An 18,856-nucleotide genomic window follows, 5' to 3' on the forward strand; every position below is an offset into this window, starting at 1 on the left:
AATTATGAGAAAAATAATTTATATAATAATACTAACACTAGCTTTTGGTGCTTGTGATCAAGGATTTGAAGAGCTAAATGTAGATTCTACTAAACCTATTCAAGTTGGTCCTGAAACCAAATTGGCAGCAATTCAATTGTATACTTCTGGAGAACGTTATGAAAACTGGAGAGCTAATTTAATTTATAGCTCCACCATGATGCAACATTTTTCGACAACAGCAGGGTATTGGGCTGGAGATAAGTATACTTGGAACAAAGGGTATGCGTCATCTATGATTGACCGTATTTATGGAAATGCTGTTAAAAACATAGAAGATCTTTTAGTGCAGCTAGATACAGAAGATGCACCAGCTGAAATGAAAGCAATCACAAGAATACAACGTGTTCTGATTTATCATAGGCTTACCGATTTATATGGAGATGTTCCTTATAGTGAAGCAGGAAAAGCATATTTAGAAGGTATAGTACAACCTAAATATGATGCACAAAGCGATATTTATGCAGATATGTTAAAAGAATTAGAAGAAGCAGCTGCAGATTTAGGTAATGGGACCTCTGGTTTTGGAGATGGTGATTTGATTTATCACGGAGATCAAGCTAAATGGAAAAGATTTGCCAACTCAATGATGCTTCGTTTGGGATTACGTTTAATTAAAATAGATGCTACAGCTTCGCAAGAATGGGTAACTAAGGCTATTTCTGGAGGAGTAATGGAGTCTAATGAAGATATCATGTATATTCAACATACACCAGGGCCAGAAGGAATTAATAAGAATGGGAATGGGGAAGTGTTCTCGGCAGATAATAGTATGCACATGAGTAAAACATTTGTAGACTTTTTACAAGATGATCCGCGATTACCTATTCTCGCCATGCGTAGAAGTGATGAAAGTACTAATCCTAATGATTTAATAGGTTTTCCAAATGGACTGGATCTTAATATGTTACAAAACACGACAGGAGAATCTAATACAGATAATTATGCTGGAATTAATAGAAATACGGGTATTACAAGTGAAGCAGCACCTATGTTTTTTCAAACCTATGCAGAAGTTGAGTTTATGCTTGCAGAAGCAGCAGAAAGATGGGGGTTAGCTGGTGGAAATCCAGAACCACATTATAATGCAGGTGTAAGGGCGGCTATGAAAACGTTAGCTTTATATGGTCCTGATGCTGTGATTTCTGATACAGAAATAGATACTTATTTATCAGTAAAACCTTTTGATTCAGCTAATGCTTTAGAGCAAATTAACACACAATATTGGGCTGCAACATTTTTAAATGAATATGAGGCGTTTGCTAATTGGAGAAGAACTGGTTTTCCAGTATTAATACCAGTTAATTATCCAGGTAACGTTACTAATGGGACTATTCCAAGAAGGCTTACATACGCTGTAAGTGAACAAAGCGTTAATGCAGCTAATTATGCTGCAGCAATTGCAGTGCAAGGACCAGATGAATTAACAACTAGAGTATGGTGGGATAAGCCGTAGTTCTAAATAACTGCTGCATAATTATTTTGGATTAAGAACAATTTAAAAAAATTAATTAATGGTGCTAAAGTATAATTAAAACAAGTCGGGATGACAGGATTCGAACCTGCGACCACACGGCCCCCAGCCGTGTACGCTAACCGGACTGCGCCACATCCCGAATATAAACAAATATAAAGAAATAAAAAAAGCTCTAGCATTGCTAGAGCTTTTTTAAATATTTAATATTTTACATTGAACAAAAGAATTGCTCATTGGCAATTTTACCATTTTTAACTTCGAAGACACCAAATTCATCTATTTGTTGTCTACCATGAATCTTTGAAGGTTACATCATAAGACATTTTAGTGGTAAAAATCTCTCCTATTATAGGGTCTGAAATTCCACTAGAATGGATTTCTTGTACATTATCTAGCCATTCTTTGCTTTTCAGAAACAATTTCTTCATAAGGTACTTCAGTAATTTCTTTGCTAACTACATTTTGTGCCTATTGATTTGCTACTTCTTGTGTTTTTATGATTTTATAGGTTCTAGTTGTGTTCTAAAATTACGTAAAAACTTGATAATTAGAAAGTAATGATTCATTAAGGTTGGTTTAAAGCTAATTTATAGGTGGTTAAACAACGTTCTCTCGCAAATTTATGATCTACAATAGGAGTTGGGTAGGTGAGTTCTTGAAATTCGGGAACCCATTTTTTGATGTAATTTAAATCCTTGTCAAATTTTTGGATTTGAGTTGTTGGGTTGAATATTCTGAAATACGGAGCAGCGTCAACACCGCAACCTGCAACCCACTGCCAATTTCCTATGTTACTTGCTAACTCAAAATCGAGTAGTTTTTCTGCAAAATAAGCTTCTCCCCAACGCCAATCAATTAATAAATGTTTGCATAAAAAACTTCCAACAAGCATTCGTACTCGATTGTGCATAAAACCTGTAGTGTTTAGTTCACGCATTCCTGCGTCTACTAAAGGGTATCCCGTTTTTCCTTCGCACCATTTTTTGAATTCTTCTAAATTATTTCTCCATTTAATAAAATCGTATTTTGGTTTAAATGCTTTTGTTACTGTTTGAGGAAAATGCCACAAAATTTGAATGAAAAATTCTCGCCAAATCAATTCTTTTAAAAAGGTACTATTATTGCTTTTTGAAGCTTGTAAAACAGCTTTTCGAATTGAAATTGTTCCGAATCGAAGATGAACTCCTAATTTTGATGTACCTTTAATTGCAGGGAAATTCCGAACTTCTTCGTAATTATTAACTAAATCTAGGTTAATATCATATTCAGGAATTTTAATTAAACTTTTTTCAAAACCAAGTTTATTTAAAGATAAAAAAGAAGAGGTGTTCTTTTTGATGAAATTTTGTTGATATTCTTCCGAGGGATAAATGCTTATTTCTTTTTGCTGAAATTCGGCTAACCATTTTTTTGAATAAGGAGTATAAACTTTATAGGGAGTTTCATCTTGTTTTGTAATTTCATTTTTTTCAAAAATAACATGGTCTTTATAGCTTTTGAAACTAATGTTTTTGGTTGCTAAAACGTTTGCTATTTCTTTATCACGTTGTATTCCGTAAGGTTCGTAATCGCGATTGGTATAAACAGTATCAATAGAATAATTTTCAGTTAACTGTTTGTAAATTTCCGAAGGTTTTCCGAAGAAAAGATGTAAACTACTTCCATTTTTTTTTAGTTCGGTATCAATTTTTAGAAGTTGTTGATGAATGAAAGTAATTCTAGCATCGTTTTTGGGTAGTTTTTCAAGAATATTTGTATCGAAGATAAAAATAGGTAAAACAGGTTTACTACTTTTAAGTGCACGGTATAATGCATGATTATCTTGTAAACGTAAATCTCTTCTAAACCAAAAAATATTGATATTACCCATGGTATTCTCCAAACAGTTCGATGAGTTTTTTTTGCCTGTATTCGAAAATCTCTTCTAGTTTTGGTTTTACTAAAAAAGGATGAGTTAATTGACCCAAAAGACCCATCGGAACCTTATAATCTATAATATCTTCCATTTCTACACCACCTTTTATTTTTTTGATAAAATGTTTATGATGCCATAGTGCATATGGTCCAAAACGTTGCTCATCAACAAAATATTCCTTGTCTTTTACATGTGTAATTTCTGTAACCCATTTTGTTTTAATTCCCAGAATTGGTGTAACAATGTATTGAATAATTTGACCAGGAAACATGGGTTTATCGGCTCCAGATAAAATGTCAAAACTCATATAATCTGGAGTGATTGTTTTTAAATTTTGTGGCTTAGATAGAAACTCCCAAGCTTCTTCAACAGTAATGGGTAAATTTTGTTTTTTATGTAGTGTGTATATTTTCATTAATTATGAATTAAAATATAAAGATTTAATGAAGTTGCAATACACATCCATATTATATAAGGAAGTAATAAGTAACGTTTTTTGTGAACGATTCCTTTTAAATTAAAATAAAAGTAAAACAAAAGTATGTTTAGAAGTAATAAAACTACTAAACCTAAACAGACTAGGTGTTGATTAAAAAAAATATAGTTCCAACCAACGTTTAATATAATTTGTAATCCGAAGAGGATTCTAGTTTTTAGATTATTAGATTTTAAAAACAAATCAGCTAAATAGAATGAAAAACAAATCATAATAACCGCCCAAGCAGCTCCAAATACCCAACCAGGTGGAGTCCAAGGCGCTTTGCTTAGTTTTTCATACCACTCGGTTCTTGGTCCATCATTCATTAACCAGCTTCCAATAGCTAAGCTTAAAAAATTAATAACTAAAAACAGTAAGAGTAGTTTTATTTTTTTCAAAATATTGGCTTATAAATGTTTAGCAATTTTTTTGCTAGAAGGTTTTGTAATTGAATACCAAAAATCAATTAAATTACCGTTTTCATCTACTAAATATTTTTGAAAATTCCACTTTACAGATGAGCTTTTAACTCCATTATTATCTTTATTAGTTAAAAATTGATATAATGGATGTTGGTTTTCTCCTTTCACATCTACTTTTTCAGTAATTGGAAAATTTACACCATAATTAAGTTGACAAAATTCTTGAATTTCTGTGGAAGTTCCAGGCTCTTGTCCACCAAATTGATTACAAGGTACTCCAATAACTACCAGTTTGTCTTTGTTTTGATCAGCTAATTTTTGTAATCCTTCGTATTGTGGAGTAAACCCACATTTTGATGCAACATTTACAAATAAAATTTTCTTTCCTTTAAAGTCAGAAAAATTCATTTCTTTTCCTTGTAAATTTTTTATTTTAACATCATATAAAGACATAGTTGTAGTTTTTTTATTGGTTTGTGATTTACAAGAGATAAAAGTAAAAAGTAAAAGGGGTAGTAAATAAGTTAGTTTCATAATGTTATATTTTAAAAATTACACTATCATACACTATTTCCATTGTTTTACGGGAAATTGATTTGGTTTTATTGTAGATTATAAAACTAGTCATTTTTTAATTCTTAAGAATTAAAAAATAAATTTTTAGTAGTAGATCGAGAGATCTATTAAATATGTGTATTGTTGAAAAGTAAAGGTATTGTCTCATAGCAAATTAACAATACCTTTACGTTAAGTTGTTTAAGCTGTTAAAGGTTTTCCTTTTAAACGTTTTTCTATGCGTTGTTTAACAACGGTAAGACGTTTCATAATATCCATTATGTTACTGTCTTTAGATTTTTTGTAAATTTCATTTAAGCTTAAAATTAAGTCTTTCGCTTCGCGAGAAGCTAAAATTCTATCACTTGTGGTGATGAATTTAAACTTTCTGTTTTCAAACTCTATTGCTTTGTCTATAATATCCATTTCGTTAAAGTTTTAAATAATTTTGTAATTCAACAATTTTTGATTGATTGCTAAACTTACCACTGTAAAAAGTGGTAACTGTAGCAGATGTGTCATCTTTGATTCCTCTAGACGATACGCAAAGATGTTTTGCGTTAATAATAACTGCAACATCTTCAGTTTGTAATATACTTTTTAAATCTTCACCAATTTGATTGGTTAGTCTTTCTTGTACTTGTGGTCTTTTAGCGTAATATTGCACAATTCTATTTAATTTAGATAGACCAATAACCTTGCCAGAAGAAATATAAGCTACATGAGCTTTACCGATAATTGGCACAAAGTGATGTTCACAATTTGAATAAAATGTGATATCCTTTTCCACTAGCATTTGATTGTATTCATACTTGTTCTCAAATAATGTAATTTCTGGCTTATTAGCAGGGTTTAAACCTGAAAATATTTCATCAATATACATTTTTGCGACTCTATTAGGGGTGCCTTTTAAGCTATCGTCAGTTAAATCTAACCCCATTGTATTCATAATTTCAGCAAAAAGATAAGAAATTTTTTCTATCTTTTCTTTATCTGTAATTAAAAACGCATCTTTTTTTAAAGGTGTTTGAAGGCCACTGCATAAATGATCATCTCCAATTTCATCTTGTGAAAAACCATTTAATCTGGTACCATTTACCTTTTTTTTGAGTGTTTGTGCAATCATTCTTGTCTTTTTATATGCTGTCTTGGGTAACTCAAGTCCAAGCAAAGCATGGTTAGTTTCTTAATAGATACTGAGTTGTTAGATATTAATCTTTGTCGAAAGCATTTCAACTTTCTTTCAAAAAATAAGGATTACTTATTTTGATTTTGAGATCTAATTAATTGAATTGAAACTAAAACGGCCACAAATGTAACATTATCTTTTAATTTTGCTACAAAAATCCTATTGATTTGTGTTATTAATCAATTATTTTTCTTTATAAAAAAAGTGTATTCAGTTTTAATTTCAATAATTTTAAAGAATATTTGTTTTCTTTAAGAATTTTACTGCCTTTTTATTGGTTGCATTGGGATAATTTCAGGTCTGCAAATTACTAATTTTTTAAAAGGAATTATCTAAACAAAAATTTTTAACTAAATATTCACATATAGTAAAATGCCATTTTGTCTTAATTAAAAATTATTATAGTTAATATCAAAAAATGGATTTTCTTTCTTATCAAAATTCTTACTTATGTATTTATTATTGTTCTTTTTTAAGAATTATAAGCTAAACATCTTATATAAGATAGTCTTTCTATCTTTTTAACTGTAATGTGTTAGAATTAAAATTATCAAATTGTTTATCAAATATATAGAATGTTTAAACAAATAAAAAGAAAAGTAAACATTTTTTTTGTTAATGCTTGTAATTTATAAAGAGAGTTGTTTATTTATTAGTGAGGGATTTTATCATCCCTTTAAAAACAAAAGCATGAAAGGGAAGCACAGAATACCAATATAAACGACCTAACACACCTTTTGGTCTAAAAACTGCACGTTGGTATAGTTTATTTTTTATAATTTTAAATTCCAACCAAGCCTCTCCTGGTAATTTCATTTCTGCAAACAAGAGTAATCTTTTTTGACTTTTATCTGCTAGTAAAACACGCCAAAAATCTAATGCATCTCCAGCTTCGAGGTGATTTTTATGAGTCCTTCCTCTGCGCAAACCAACACCTCCAACAATTTTATCTACTAAACCTCGTGTTTTCCATAACCAATTAAAACTATACCATCCATTTTTACCACCAATTGCCCAAATTTTATTAATTGTGAGTTCTTCATCTTCAAATTCACGAGATCTAACATCTTTAAAACAACCGTAATTTGGAACCTCTATATATTCTGATAATTGCTTGTTAAAAATTCCGCTACTTATTGCATCTTTCCAGCTAGAAATAACTGCATGTTGTTCAATTTTCTGAAAAGCTAACTTGACAGCTTCTTTATATGTTAATGGATGAACATTTAATACTTGGTTAATATTAGTTGGTTTGCCAATTACTTCAACTTTCATGCTTTCTACTAAGGCTTGTGCTAAACTGAATGACGTAGAGGTAACAAAATATAACCAATAAGAAGATAGTTTAGGAGAGAGTATAGGAAGTGTCCATATATACCTTTTTAAGTCTCGAATTTCAGCAAATTCTAAAAGCATTTGTTTATAGGTAAGTATTTCTGGTCCAAAAATATCGTAAGATTTGTTATATAAATCTTTTTTCTCTAGTGCTTTTTGTAGAAAGCTTAAAACATCTCTAATAGCAATGGGTTGTGTTTTTGTATTTAACCATTTTGGGGTTACCATTACAGGAAGTTTTTCAACTATATCTCTAATGATTTCGAAAGAAGCACTTCCACTACCAACAATTATTCCAGCTCTAAATGTAGTAAGTGCATATTTTTTTGAGCGAAGTGTTTTTTCAACTTCAAATCTTGATTTAAGATGTTTAGATAGAGAAGAGTCATTTACAATTCCGCTTAAATAAATTACTTGTCTACAATTGGTTTTTTCAACTAATTTCTTAAAGTTTTCGGCGCATTTTTCTTCCAATGATTGAAAATCGTCTGAATTCGTTGACATAGAATGAATTAAATAATATGCTGCATCGATATCAGAAGGTAAAGTAATATTTGAGGTTTCTAAAAAATCAATTTTAATAAATTCTATATTCTCTCTATCTTCAATTTCATCAGGAATTCTATTTAAATCACGAACACAGCATATTAATTTGTGCTTATTTTCAAGCAGTCTTAAAATCAATCTTTTAGCTATATAACCAGTAGTACCAGTAATTAGAATTTTCATTTTATCTTATTTTAGTAAATATACAAAATGTTTAGTTGATTTTGGATAATGTTAAACAAGGTAATGTTTTATTTTAAGTGTTACATATGATAATTAAGAGGTTGGAGTAAGCTAATTTGTTTACTTGTTGTGAGATTTTATTGAGGTTTATAATTGATGTGATTTTAAACTCGTAAAATAAGTTGATGAAGAAGTTGTTTTAAGTTAAATGTAAGATTTTTAATAAGTTAAAGTTTAACTAAAATTAAAGTATTTTAAAAAGGTATTGATTTAATATTTATTTTTGCTGGAAAAATTTAATATATCAAATGAAGAAAAATTTTATAATTAGCATATTTATTTTGGTAGTTGTACAAGCTAACATTTATGCGCAAACATTCCCTATAAAATTAAAAAATGGAGAAACACCCCTTAGGGATTTAATAAATCTTCCACTTCAAGCAAAACTAGAAAGTACGATTAATAGTAATCATAAATGGAAAGCTTTAGTTAAGCAAAAAAGAATTGCAATTGGTGTTGTAGATTTAAGTAATATTGATCAAATAAAATTTGCAGATATTAATGGAAATGAAATGATGTATGCTGCTAGCTTACCAAAAATAGCCGTTTTATTAGCTGCGATGGATGCAATTGAAAAAGGAGAATTAAAGGAGACATCTGAGGTAAAAGCAGATATGAAGTTAATGATTAGTAAATCTAATAATCAGGCTACGACTAGAATGATTGATAGGCTCGGTTATGAAAAAATTGAAACAGTACTAACGAGCGATCGCTACAGCTTATATGATGAAAATTATGGAGGAGGTTTATGGGTAGGTAAACGATATGCGTCTGGTAATAGTAAGACAAATAGAGAGCCTTTAAAAAATCTAAGTCATGCCGCTACTGTATCTCAAGTATGTAGATTTTATTATTTATTGCTTCAAGGAAAATTAGTAAATGAAAAACGTTCAAAAGAAATGTTAGATATAATGGAGAAGCCTGCATTACATCATAAATTTGTAAATACGTTAGAAAGAATTGCTCCACATGCTCGGTTATTCCGTAAGTCAGGTTCATGGAGAACCTATCATTCAGATTCAATATTGGTGTGGGGAAAAGGATCGAGAAAATATATTTTAGTAGCGCTAATAGAAGATGCTAACGGAGAACAAATCATACGAAGTTTAGTTGAGCCAATAGAGAAGGTTTTAAAAGAGGAAGCTATAAAAGTATAATTGTTAAGTTTGCAATATTAATTGCACTTAATTTCCTAATTTAAATGGCTTTTAAAAATATATTAAAAGAATATCTTTTAAAAATTTTTGATATAAGAGAAGATGAGTTGCGCAAAACTTTTTTGTTGCAACTCAATATTTTTTTACTCATAACGACTTTGTTAATTGTAAAACCAACAATTAATTCACTTTTTCTTTCTGAATTAGGATCAGGTGCATTACCATTAGGTTATGTTTTAACAGCTATTGCCGCAATTATAGGTTCTTATTTTTATAATAAAGCATTAGAAAAAACACAATTAAATAGAATTATTGTTTTAACACTTTATGGGTCTATTGCTTCGTTGGTCTTTTTTGGTTTAGCTTTTAAATTAAATATAGGGAAGGGTTTATTGCTTTATATTCCTTATATATGGGTTGCTATTTTTGGATTGCTAGCAGCTTCTCAATTTTGGATTCTTGCAAATTTAGTTTACAATATTCGTGAGGCAAAACGGATCTTTGGCTTTATAGGTTCAGGAGCTATTGCAGGAGGAATTTTTGGAGGTTATATTACGTCAATACTAGCAAAATTCATAGCAGCTGAAGAGCTACTTTTTGTAGCAGCTTTATTATTACTAATATGTATTCCTATTGTGAGGTATATATGGAAAAATGAAGTTTTAAAGTTGAATACTTTTCAAATAAGTCTTCGTTCTGATGTTAAAGGTGAAAATTCTTTTCGATTAATACGAAAATCTAAATTACTTTCTTTAATAGCTGTGGTTATTGGGCTTAGTGTTTTGGTAGCTAAACTTGTAGATTATCAATATAGTGATTATGCGTCTATATTAATACAAGACCCGGAAGAGCTGGCTTCTTTCTTTGGCTTTTGGCTTTCTACTTTAAGTGTAGTTTCTTTAATTGTTCAACTGTTTTTTACAAAAAGAATTGTTGGAATGTTTGGTGTTGGTAAATCACTTCTTTGGTTACCTACAGGAATTTTTTTAGGATCTTTTTTACTGCTTGTTGTTCCTCAATTATGGGTGTTGGTCTTTATTAAAATTGTAGATGGTAGTTTAAAGCAATCTGTAAATAGAGCGGCAACAGAATTACTTTCTATTCCTATTCCCATTGAAATTAAAAAGAAAACTAAAACATTTATAGATGTAGTTGTAGATAGTATTGCAACAGGAATTGCAGGATTTATTCTTATTTTCTTTATTAATGGTTTAGATATACCTTCTAAATATGTAAGCTTAATTATTATTGGATTAATTTCATTATGGATTTATTTGATTTTACTTTTAAAAAACGAGTACATAAATGCATTTAAAGAATTAATTTTAGATATAAACGGAAATAAAAAAAATAACAAATCTAAAGAAACACCTATTACTTCTATCGTTGATTCGGTAAAAAAAGCGCTTAAAACGGGAACAGAAAACCAAGTGCTTTACATGCTTAGCAAAACATTAGAAATAAAAGATGACCGTTTTTTTAAGGAGATAGAATCTTTATTAAATCACCCATCATCAAAAGTTCGAGCATTAGCTGTAGAGAATTTATATTTTTTAAGAAAGGAAAATCTTTGCGAACTAATTGAACCTATGATTTATGATGCAGATCAAGAGGTAACAACAGCGGCTTTCCGATATTTATTAAAACATTATGAAATGGATACAATTAAGTTATTCGATAAGTATCTTAGTAGTAATGATCTTACAATACGCAATGCAGCGTTACTGGGTCTTTCTCTCGAATTACGAAACTATGAAAAACTTCAGTTAAAGTTTAATTTAGAAAAGAGGATCGCCAATGCTTTAGAGGAAGTAAATGAACTTCAAGACCCAATGGAAGTGAAAAACAAACTACTAATTATATTGGCTTCAATTGGTAATGGGAAAGTTGTGAAATTTTACACAACTATTAGTGATCAATTTTTTAATCCAGATCAAGAAGTAGTAAGAATGGCTTTAAGAAGTGCTTCAAAAACTCTTGATTCTAGATTTATAAATGCAATCATAGAAAATCTATCTAGAAAAGAAAATAGATTGTCTGCTACAGATGCATTGTTTAGTTACGGAGATTCTATTATTGATATTCTTGCAGAAACGGTTATTGAAAATAAAGTTGATTTAGAAGATGCCAGACTAATCCCTTCTGTAATTGGGAAATTTAATTCTCGAAAAGCAGTTAAGGCTCTTATGAAGTTAGTTACAAACACAGAGCATGAAGTAAAAATATCAGCCATAGAATCCTTACAAAAAATAAAATGGGATAATAATGATATTGAAATAAAAGATCGTCATATTATTGATATAATATTAGATGAATGCGATTTGTATCAAAACACATTGGCTGCAATTCATTCTCAGATTGTTTTACAGTATAAAAGTAAAGATGATATTGAGTCTAAGGAAGAGAGGTTGGCAAGAACTGCGCTTATTGATTTGTTAGAAAATCGGTTAGATAGGCAACTAAAAAGAATTTTTAAGTTTTTAGGAATGAAATATCCTCCAGATGATATTGATCCTGTATTAAAGGTGATCTTAGAAGGAGAGGAAGAACAGCGTATACATGCTATAGAATTCCTTGACAACATATTAGATATGCAACTTAAAAGAGAACTTATTCCTATTGCCGAATCTATATTGATGGATACTGCTTCTGAAGAGCAGATTAAAAAATTAAACATTAGAGTTCCTAGTGAATTGGAATGTTTTACTCAGTTACTTAAAAGGAATGATAATAAATTGAAGTTAACGGTTCTTGATTTAATAGAGAAAACCAACGATATAAAATTTAAACCGTTGGTTGAAATGATTTTAAATAATACAGATAAAAAGATAAAGAATAAAGCTAGTGAAATACTTGCTAAGTATTAGTAAAATTAACTCTTTATCGCCTTGTCAATAGAGCCAGCTAAAAACATATGGTCACTAGCAGAATTTTTGCGTAAAACATTGGTCATAAGACAAACCATATAATTGGTGCCATCAGGATGCTCTATAATTGCTACTGAGTTCATAAAATTATCTACGTTGCCTTTGTATTTACCACATGGCTCTCCTTTTGTACGATCACATTTATATAAACTACCAGATTTAAAATAAACTGCAGCATCTTTTAACTGAGGTGCTTGTGCATATCGAATTCTTCTATCTGTCATAAACATTAATCGTTTAATTTCTAAGCTAGATTTTTCATCAATAATTTTACCTTGTTCTAATTGTAACATCCATTTCATTAAACCAAGAGGTGTGCCTATACTACCTCCTTTAGCTCCTACGTATTGATTAGCTCCTCTTGTAAAAAAAGTACCTAATCTCCACTCATCTGATGTAATACCCAGTTCTCGTAAAGGTATATTAACAACATCATTACTCAAGTCGGTAATAATACTTTTCGGTGTATTTTTAAAATAAGTGTCAGCTTCAATTTCGGTTAAGTTTGGATATTTATCACCAAAAGCAGCCATCAATAAAACTTCTCTCCAAACAACACTAGCAGCACCATTATTACTTACGGAAAGCATATGATCTGTCCATTCATATAGCGAAAAAACATCGCTAGCATCAACTTGTCTTTTAACAAGTTTATTAGTTTCAGTATTAAAAATAGGAACTGTATGTTCGTCTGATAATGCCCAATTACCAGCTCTAACAAATTTAGTTTTTAATAAGTCTGTTCTTTTTTCCCATGAGTCGGGGTAAATTTTAGCTAATTGATGAAATAAACCAGTAACTACCGCTAGCTTGCCTACGCTACCAGGTTGATAACCTCTAGACTCATTTTGTTGAGCATATCGTAAGTTTGTTGGGTTCGTAATATCTAGAATTGTAATAGAATAACTTCTGTCTAACCTTGGAAAAAGTGTATTTATTTTTTTTTGTAAAATAGCATCTTCTATTAATAAGTTTTCAGTGTTTTCTTTTTTTCTACTCAAAAGATTAAGTTTAATATCATTAATAGATTTATAGGCGCCAGAAGGAAGCCCTGGATTTGGCAATTCCCCAGAAATTGTTAACTGAAGGCGTTTCAATCTTTTAATGCCTGTATTTTGATACCCGTCGATAGGATAATTGTTCGGTATAGTAAATACAAAGCAAGCAAATATTAAAGTTATGTATTTTATCATCTTTACAATTTTGTTGCTAAAGATATTTCTTTTTTAGAATAATAGGTTCTAAATATTTCAAACTTATATCTTTTTTCTTTTTAAGAAATAATAGTATTAGAACTATCTTAGTAAAATGGTGTTAATCAATTTAAATCCCAAATTAAAGGGAGAACATAATACACAATTAACGTTAATATTATAATTGAAGCAATGTTCATCCAGACGCCTTTTTTAACCATATCTTCTATTTTCAAATAGCCTGATCCGAAAACTACGGCATTAGGAGGTGTTGCAACTGGTAACATAAATGCACATGATGCTGCAACCGTGGCACTTACTAATAATATATAGGGATGAATATTTATTACGGTAGCCAATGATACTAAAACAGGGAGTAACATTGCTGTTGTGGCCATATTTGAGGTGATTTCTGTTAAAAAATTAACAGAAGTAATTAAAACCAATAAGAGAATAAAAACGGAAATGCCTTCTAAAGAGGTTAGTTGATTTCCAATCCAAGACGCCAAACCACTTGACTCAAAGCCGAGAGCTAAAGCCATTCCTCCTCCAAATAAAATTAAAATTCCCCAAGGTAATTTTACAGCATCTTCCCAAGATATTAATGGCTGGTTCCTTTTGCTACTAGGAACTAAAAACAATATAATTGAAGCTATTATTGCTATAATAGTATCATCAATTGCGGGTAACCATTTTACTAATAAAAACGCTCTACTAATCCAGGCCAAAGCAGTTAACGAAAAAATAACTAAAACAGATTTTTCTTCATAAGACATTTTACCTAATTCTCTTAATTGTTTTTCGATTTCATTTTTACCACCAGGAAATTTTTTTTGCTTGAACTTAAAAGCAAAACGTGTTAAATAAACCCAGCATACAAACAATAAAAGAATACTTATTGGGAAACCGAAAATAAACCATTGTAAAAATGATATTTCTGTATGATATGTTTTTTCAACAACACCTGCCAAAACCAAATTGGGAGGTGTTCCTATAAGTGTCGCCATACCTCCAATAGAAGCGCTATAAGCAATGGCTAACATTAATGCTTTACCAAAAATTAAATTTTCATCTTGCTTAGTTTTTGGGTTGTCTTGAAGTTGTGCAATAATTGCCATTCCAACTGGTAAAATCATTACGGCTGTAGCTGTATTGGATATCCACATCGAGAGAAGTGCTGTTGCTACCATAAATCCTAAAATAATACGATTTACATTGGTACCCACAATTTTGATAATGTTAAGGGCAATACGTTTGTGTAAATTCCACTTTTCAATGGCAATAGCAAGTATAAAACCTCCAATAAACAAAAATATATATTTATGCCCATAGGAAGCTGTTGTAAGGCTTAATGATAAACCTCCTGTTAAGGGAAATAAAATAATCGGTAGTAATGCTGTTGCAGGAATTGATATTGCTTCGGTAATCCACCAAATAGCAACCCAAACAGTAGAAGCTAATATGGCATTTGCAGAACCATCAAGTCCTTCTGGATGAAAAAATAATTTAATTAGTATAAATAGAATAGGTCCAAGGAACAATCCTATATTCTTTTTTGAAACTTTCATAATAAGTTGATTTTATCCTAAAAATACCACCTGCATTGCAGGTGGTATTTTTCTTGGAATTTGTTTGTACTATAATACTAACTAATTCAGAGTCGAAATTAGATTATTTTTTGATACTATTTAATAATTCTACTTAAAAAGTATGTCTGCTGCATTTTCTGCGGCCTCTATATAATCGTGATCCATACCTGTTACTATCTCAAAATTCCAATTGAAAGAAGTGTTGTTTTCTTGAGATAAATTTTGGCTAAATTGGAAAAAATTAATAGCTCGTTCTTTTCTGTTTAGTCCTTGAGCATCAGCATAATCATTATGCCTTAAGCTGGCAGCATTTGGGTCATCATCATTTTCACCTACTTGAACATATATTTGTTTTGAAAACAAGTTAGATAATGATATACTTTTTAAAGGAGATAGATCAAAACCATAAGGAAATCTAATAGATGCATCAGGAAAAGTAAACCAGCCAGAAGAAGAACTTACCATTTTATTAAATCTAGCATTTGGCTTAAACATGGCAAATCTGTGAGAAAATTGACCTCCAGCAGAATGACCAAAAACATCGTAAGTTGAATTTGTGTTATTTACTTGTGTTTTAGTATAATCAAATAAAGGTTCTATAATAGAAAAAGCCCATTCTTCTTCTTGATTCAATGAGTCTTCAGTTGGATTATCACCATCTATAAAAACATTTCCTAAATTATAACCATCACCTCCAGGGAAATCTTGTGTAGAGAATTCAGGTACTATTGCTATAAATCCAAATTCATCAGCTTTTGCTATCATTGCATCTCTATACTCTCCTGCATTTCTTTGAGTTCCATGAAACACAAATACGATTGGAGTTGTTGGAGTAATATTTTCAGGAATATAATAATATACACCCAAAGTTTTGTTTAAACTTGTTGATTCGTAATCGTAATTAAAAGTTCCAGATCCTTTAGCAAGGTTAATAGGTGTGGGTTGTGGGTCAGGGGTTGGTTGCTCATCCTTACTACATGACCAAAAAGGAATTGTTAGTAATAAGATCAGGGATAGATTTTTGATTTTCATAATTTCAGTTTAAAATAAATTATAATTATATGTTGATTCAAGACAAATTAAATTTAATAATTACTATGTTTACGATACCAATTATTTTAAAAAATGGATACCAATAATAGATTTACCATTCAGAGAATACAAAAAGAGTATCAGCGTCAAAAACAAAATGTTCCTTCTAATAAGTATATTATACTTTATAAAGCCATTAAAGAATGTATTCTGAATATTGAATTACCTCATGATTGGTTATTACCCCCTACAAGAATTTTAGCACAGGAGATAGGTTTGTCAAGAACAACAGTAATTAAAGCTTATGAACTATTACTTTTAGAAAAATTAATTTTTTCTAAGCCTGGTTCTGGTAATCGTATTAATTACGAGAATACAACAATTAATAAATCGTCTTCTAAACAAAAAGAACCTGTTAATATTAATTTATATCCAGATATATCCCAAAAAGGACAATCTTATTTAAAGAATATTTCCCTTATAAATAGATTACCAAACAAAAGTTTAGCTTTTAGGCCTGGGTTGCCTCCTTTAGATGTATTTCCTGTAAATCAATGGAAAAAACTTCTAAATACATACTGGCGACATATTAAATCATCTGGACTTTCCTATTCACAATCAACAGGATTACATGAGCTTAAAAAAAGTATTTGTAATTACTTAAATGTTAGTAGAAATATTAAATGCGATGCTAAACAGGTGATGATTGTATCTGGATCATTGCAATCTTTATATTTAATAACAAATGCTATAATTGATAAAGATGATTCTGTGGTGTTAGAAAATCCATTATTTCCTAATGTTCATTCTATTTTTAAAAGCTCTCAAGCTAATTTAATTCCTATTGAATTAGATTCTGAGGGTATTAATATAAATAAAATGAATACTATAACTCATAATAAACCAAAAGTGGTTCATGTAACACCTTCTAATCATTATCCGTTGGGTATACAGATGAGTCTTAAAAGAAGAAAAGAAATTTTAGAATGGGCATCTAAAAACAAAGCATTCGTCATAGAAAATGATTATGAAAATGAAATAGCAAACTCATCAAATAGTATTCCAACAATATATAGTCTAGATACTGAAGACCGAACTATTTATATGGGGACGTTTAATCGGTTATTACATCCATCAATTCGTTTAGGGTACATGATTATACCTAGATATTTAGTTAAAATCATCGAAGCGTTACAAGAGCATTCACACAGATTTATATCTCCTTCCATTCAGGTAGTTATGAATCAGTTTATTGAAAAAAATTATTTATATCAACATATTAAAAACAGTATAGAGGTCGCAAGAGAACGACATGATTTATTTATAACTGAATTTGAATCCATCAGTAAAACCATGTATGTACAACAAAAACCTTTTTCTAGCTTTCATTTATTAGCCTATTTTAAATCACCGGTAAGTGAAGAATATGAAACGGAGATTATTAAAAAACTTAATGAGAATGATATAATAGCTTTTCCTTTGAGTAAGTGCTATATAACTTCACCAAAAAAACAAGGACTAATTTTAGGTTATTCATCTGTAAGACCAGCAGTTTTAAAACAGAAAATTAAAAAATTAGCAGGTATTATTTAAATCTATATAGTTGTTTTATTCTCCATTTTCACTTCATTTTATTGTAGTTTTTAATTTTAAAATAGTTTAAAATCTATCATTGTTATATGCATAAATACAGTAAAATCTTACTTTTTGTTAAATGTAAAAGTTTAATGTATCCTTGATAAAATACATGAAAGTAAAAGAGATTGAAACTCTTTTAATCCATCTTGTTTACTTAAAAAAACAGAATTGGTATTACCTTGATTTGGGTATTGGTATCTTTAAATGTATTGAATCTCTCATAGCTTTGGGCCTAGTATATCTATTTTCAACCTATTTAAATCCCTTTAATATGAAAAAAAATTACTTTCTATTTTTATTAATTTTAACAATAAGTTACTCTGCATCAGCACAGCTTATTATTAACGAAGTTCTTTATGATCCACCTGCTGGAGCCGCAGGAGACGCTAACGGTGACGGAACTCGTGACGCTACCGATGATGGATTCATAGAATTTGTAAATACTGGAGCTACTTCACTTGATGTTAGTGGTTACATGATATATGATAATGTAATTGCTGATGGAACAAGAACTTTAAGACATACAATTCCTTCAGGTACAATTTTACCAGCAAATGGGTTTCTTGTTGTTTTTGGAGGAGGAACACCAACTGGAGCTTTCGGAGGGGCAACTGTTATTGCCGATACAGGTTCAGCAGGATTAAGCTTGCAAAATTCAGGAGAGATCATTGAAATTGAAAATGCCTCTGGAACAGTAATTTTAACATTTGATTCTGATGCACTTTCTAATAATCCAGATGAGTCTTATACTAGAAATCCTGACATTACCGGGGATTTTGTTCAGCATAAAGATGCTGTAGCAGGGGTGTTGTTTTCTCCAGGAACATTCGCTGATGGATCAGTTCTATCAAATGAAGAGTTTAGTAAATTAGAATTATCAATATATCCAAACCCAGTAACTCAAAATCAAATCAACATTAAAACTCCTACTCAAGGATTAAAAACCATTGCTCTTTATGATATGAATGGAAGAAAAATGTTAGAGGAAGAGACTAATGGAGATGTTATGGATGTTAGCAAAATTAAGCGAGGTTTATATTTACTTGAATTAAATATTGATAATAAAACTCAGACATCAAAAATAATTATTAAATAAATTTTTTAAATTAAAAACTCATGAA

The 18,856-nt window shown here is 30.1% G+C and carries 17 protein-coding genes and 1 tRNA gene; 5 read left to right on the plus strand and 13 right to left on the minus strand.

Annotated elements, in window-relative coordinates; genetic code table 11:
* Nucleotides 1-4 precede the first annotated feature (4 nt).
* On the plus strand, nt 5-1,495 hold the full coding sequence (locus C7447_RS11970; RefSeq protein ID WP_148870756.1) for a SusD/RagB family nutrient-binding outer membrane lipoprotein: 1,491 nt from the start codon (nt 5-7) through the stop codon (nt 1,493-1,495).
* 85 nt (nt 1,496-1,580) lie between these two features.
* Here C7447_RS11970 and C7447_RS11975 read toward each other — a convergent pair.
* From C7447_RS11975 to C7447_RS12010, 10 genes are all read right to left on the minus strand, one after another.
* Nucleotides 1,581-1,655: transfer RNA gene (locus C7447_RS11975), tRNA-Pro, on the minus strand.
* Nucleotides 1,656-1,724: 69 nt separating this feature from the next.
* Nucleotides 1,725-1,814: a SnoaL-like domain-containing protein gene (locus C7447_RS15110; protein ID WP_394343764.1), complete on the minus strand. Its 90-nt coding sequence runs from the start codon at nt 1,812-1,814 to the stop codon at nt 1,725-1,727.
* Nucleotides 1,804-1,944, minus strand: a complete 141-nt coding sequence (locus tag C7447_RS14840) for a hypothetical protein (RefSeq protein WP_170246015.1) — start codon at nt 1,942-1,944, stop codon at nt 1,804-1,806. The genes C7447_RS15110 and C7447_RS14840 overlap by 11 nt, the downstream gene beginning before the upstream one ends.
* Before the next feature lie 137 nt (nt 1,945-2,081).
* The gene (locus C7447_RS11980) at nt 2,082-3,386 is read right to left on the minus strand and encodes a cryptochrome/photolyase family protein (RefSeq protein ID WP_148870757.1); all 1,305 of its coding nucleotides are present in this window, start codon (nt 3,384-3,386) and stop codon (nt 2,082-2,084) included.
* On the minus strand, nt 3,379-3,846 hold the full coding sequence (locus C7447_RS11985; protein ID WP_148870758.1) for an SRPBCC family protein: 468 nt from the start codon (nt 3,844-3,846) through the stop codon (nt 3,379-3,381). Before C7447_RS11985 ends, C7447_RS11980 begins: the two co-directional genes overlap by 8 nt.
* Nucleotides 3,846-4,307, minus strand: coding sequence for a TspO/MBR family protein (locus C7447_RS11990; RefSeq protein ID WP_148870759.1), 462 nt, complete (start codon nt 4,305-4,307; stop codon nt 3,846-3,848). Before C7447_RS11990 ends, C7447_RS11985 begins: the two co-directional genes overlap by 1 nt.
* A 9-nt stretch (nt 4,308-4,316) precedes the next feature.
* Nucleotides 4,317-4,865 carry a glutathione peroxidase gene (locus tag C7447_RS11995; protein WP_148870760.1) on the minus strand — a complete coding sequence of 183 codons (549 nt, stop codon included), beginning with the start codon at nt 4,863-4,865 and terminating at the stop codon, nt 4,317-4,319.
* A 222-nt stretch (nt 4,866-5,087) separates the two neighbouring features.
* Nucleotides 5,088-5,312, minus strand: coding sequence for a hypothetical protein (locus C7447_RS12000; protein ID WP_148870761.1), 225 nt, complete (start codon nt 5,310-5,312; stop codon nt 5,088-5,090).
* 4 nt (nt 5,313-5,316) lie between these two features.
* Entirely contained in the window at nt 5,317-6,012 is a 696-nt protein-coding gene (gene folE / locus C7447_RS12005; protein WP_148870762.1) for a GTP cyclohydrolase I FolE, read from the minus strand.
* 708 nt (nt 6,013-6,720) lie between these two features.
* Nucleotides 6,721-8,139 (minus strand): SDR family oxidoreductase, encoded by a 1,419-nt coding sequence (locus C7447_RS12010; protein WP_148870763.1) that lies wholly within the window; start codon nt 8,137-8,139, stop codon nt 6,721-6,723.
* Between the two features lie 308 nt (nt 8,140-8,447).
* Here C7447_RS12010 and C7447_RS12015 point away from each other — a divergent pair, with 308 nt between their 5' ends.
* Together C7447_RS12015 and C7447_RS12020 are read left to right on the plus strand one after the other, a co-directional pair.
* Nucleotides 8,448-9,356: a serine hydrolase gene (locus C7447_RS12015; protein ID WP_148870764.1), complete on the plus strand. Its 909-nt coding sequence runs from the start codon at nt 8,448-8,450 to the stop codon at nt 9,354-9,356.
* Nucleotides 9,357-9,400: 44 nt separating this feature from the next.
* Nucleotides 9,401-12,223 (plus strand): Npt1/Npt2 family nucleotide transporter, encoded by a 2,823-nt coding sequence (locus C7447_RS12020; RefSeq protein ID WP_148870765.1) that lies wholly within the window; start codon nt 9,401-9,403, stop codon nt 12,221-12,223.
* 5 nt (nt 12,224-12,228) lie between these two features.
* On the opposite strand, the gene C7447_RS12025 is transcribed toward C7447_RS12020, so the two are convergent.
* The 3 genes from C7447_RS12025 to C7447_RS12035 all read right to left on the minus strand — a co-directional run bounded on the left by C7447_RS12025 (nt 12,229) and on the right by C7447_RS12035 (nt 16,097).
* On the minus strand, nt 12,229-13,476 hold the full coding sequence (locus C7447_RS12025) for a serine hydrolase (protein WP_148870766.1): 1,248 nt from the start codon (nt 13,474-13,476) through the stop codon (nt 12,229-12,231).
* A 125-nt stretch (nt 13,477-13,601) separates the two neighbouring features.
* The gene (locus C7447_RS12030) at nt 13,602-15,044 is read right to left on the minus strand and encodes an SLC13 family permease (protein ID WP_148870767.1); all 1,443 of its coding nucleotides are present in this window, start codon (nt 15,042-15,044) and stop codon (nt 13,602-13,604) included.
* A 129-nt stretch (nt 15,045-15,173) separates the two neighbouring features.
* A complete protein-coding gene (locus C7447_RS12035) occupies nt 15,174-16,097 on the minus strand; it encodes a hypothetical protein (RefSeq protein ID WP_148870768.1) in 924 nt (307 codons plus the stop codon).
* Nucleotides 16,098-16,190: 93 nt separating this feature from the next.
* Between C7447_RS12035 and pdxR the strand changes: the two genes are divergently transcribed.
* Together pdxR and C7447_RS12045 are read left to right on the plus strand one after the other, a co-directional pair.
* Nucleotides 16,191-17,690: a MocR-like pyridoxine biosynthesis transcription factor PdxR gene (gene pdxR, locus C7447_RS12040; protein WP_148870769.1), complete on the plus strand. Its 1,500-nt coding sequence runs from the start codon at nt 16,191-16,193 to the stop codon at nt 17,688-17,690.
* A gap of 316 nt (nt 17,691-18,006) precedes the next feature.
* Nucleotides 18,007-18,831, plus strand: a complete 825-nt coding sequence (locus C7447_RS12045; protein WP_246143068.1) for a lamin tail domain-containing protein — start codon at nt 18,007-18,009, stop codon at nt 18,829-18,831.
* The last annotated feature ends 25 nt before the right edge of the window (nt 18,832-18,856 follow it).

It is taken from the genome of Tenacibaculum adriaticum (assembly GCF_008124875.1).
In the GTDB taxonomy this organism is placed as follows: Bacteria; Bacteroidota; Bacteroidia; order Flavobacteriales; family Flavobacteriaceae; genus Polaribacter; species Polaribacter adriaticus.

Bases quoted from the DNA above. Each gene is read 5' to 3' on its own strand.
- C7447_RS11970 (WP_148870756.1), top strand. From the start codon at position 5: ATGAGAAAAATAATTTATATAATAATACTAACACTAGCTTTTGGTGCT.
- C7447_RS14840 (WP_170246015.1), bottom strand. From the start codon at position 1,944: ATGAAGAAATTGTTTCTGAAAAGCAAAGAATGGCTAGATAATGTACAA.
- C7447_RS11980 (WP_148870757.1), bottom strand. From the start codon at position 3,386: ATGGGTAATATCAATATTTTTTGGTTTAGAAGAGATTTACGTTTACAA.
- C7447_RS11985 (WP_148870758.1), bottom strand. From the start codon at position 3,846: ATGAAAATATACACACTACATAAAAAACAAAATTTACCCATTACTGTT.
- C7447_RS11995 (WP_148870760.1), bottom strand. From the start codon at position 4,865: ATGAAACTAACTTATTTACTACCCCTTTTACTTTTTACTTTTATCTCT.
- C7447_RS12000 (WP_148870761.1), bottom strand. From the start codon at position 5,312: ATGGATATTATAGACAAAGCAATAGAGTTTGAAAACAGAAAGTTTAAA.
- folE (WP_148870762.1), bottom strand. From the start codon at position 6,012: ATGATTGCACAAACACTCAAAAAAAAGGTAAATGGTACCAGATTAAAT.
- C7447_RS12010 (WP_148870763.1), bottom strand. From the start codon at position 8,139: ATGAAAATTCTAATTACTGGTACTACTGGTTATATAGCTAAAAGATTG.
- C7447_RS12015 (WP_148870764.1), top strand. From the start codon at position 8,448: ATGAAGAAAAATTTTATAATTAGCATATTTATTTTGGTAGTTGTACAA.
- C7447_RS12020 (WP_148870765.1), top strand. From the start codon at position 9,401: ATGGCTTTTAAAAATATATTAAAAGAATATCTTTTAAAAATTTTTGAT.
- C7447_RS12025 (WP_148870766.1), bottom strand. From the start codon at position 13,476: ATGATAAAATACATAACTTTAATATTTGCTTGCTTTGTATTTACTATA.
- C7447_RS12030 (WP_148870767.1), bottom strand. From the start codon at position 15,044: ATGAAAGTTTCAAAAAAGAATATAGGATTGTTCCTTGGACCTATTCTA.
- C7447_RS12035 (WP_148870768.1), bottom strand. From the start codon at position 16,097: ATGAAAATCAAAAATCTATCCCTGATCTTATTACTAACAATTCCTTTT.
- pdxR (WP_148870769.1), top strand. From the start codon at position 16,191: ATGGATACCAATAATAGATTTACCATTCAGAGAATACAAAAAGAGTAT.
- C7447_RS12045 (WP_246143068.1), top strand. From the start codon at position 18,007: ATGAAAAAAAATTACTTTCTATTTTTATTAATTTTAACAATAAGTTAC.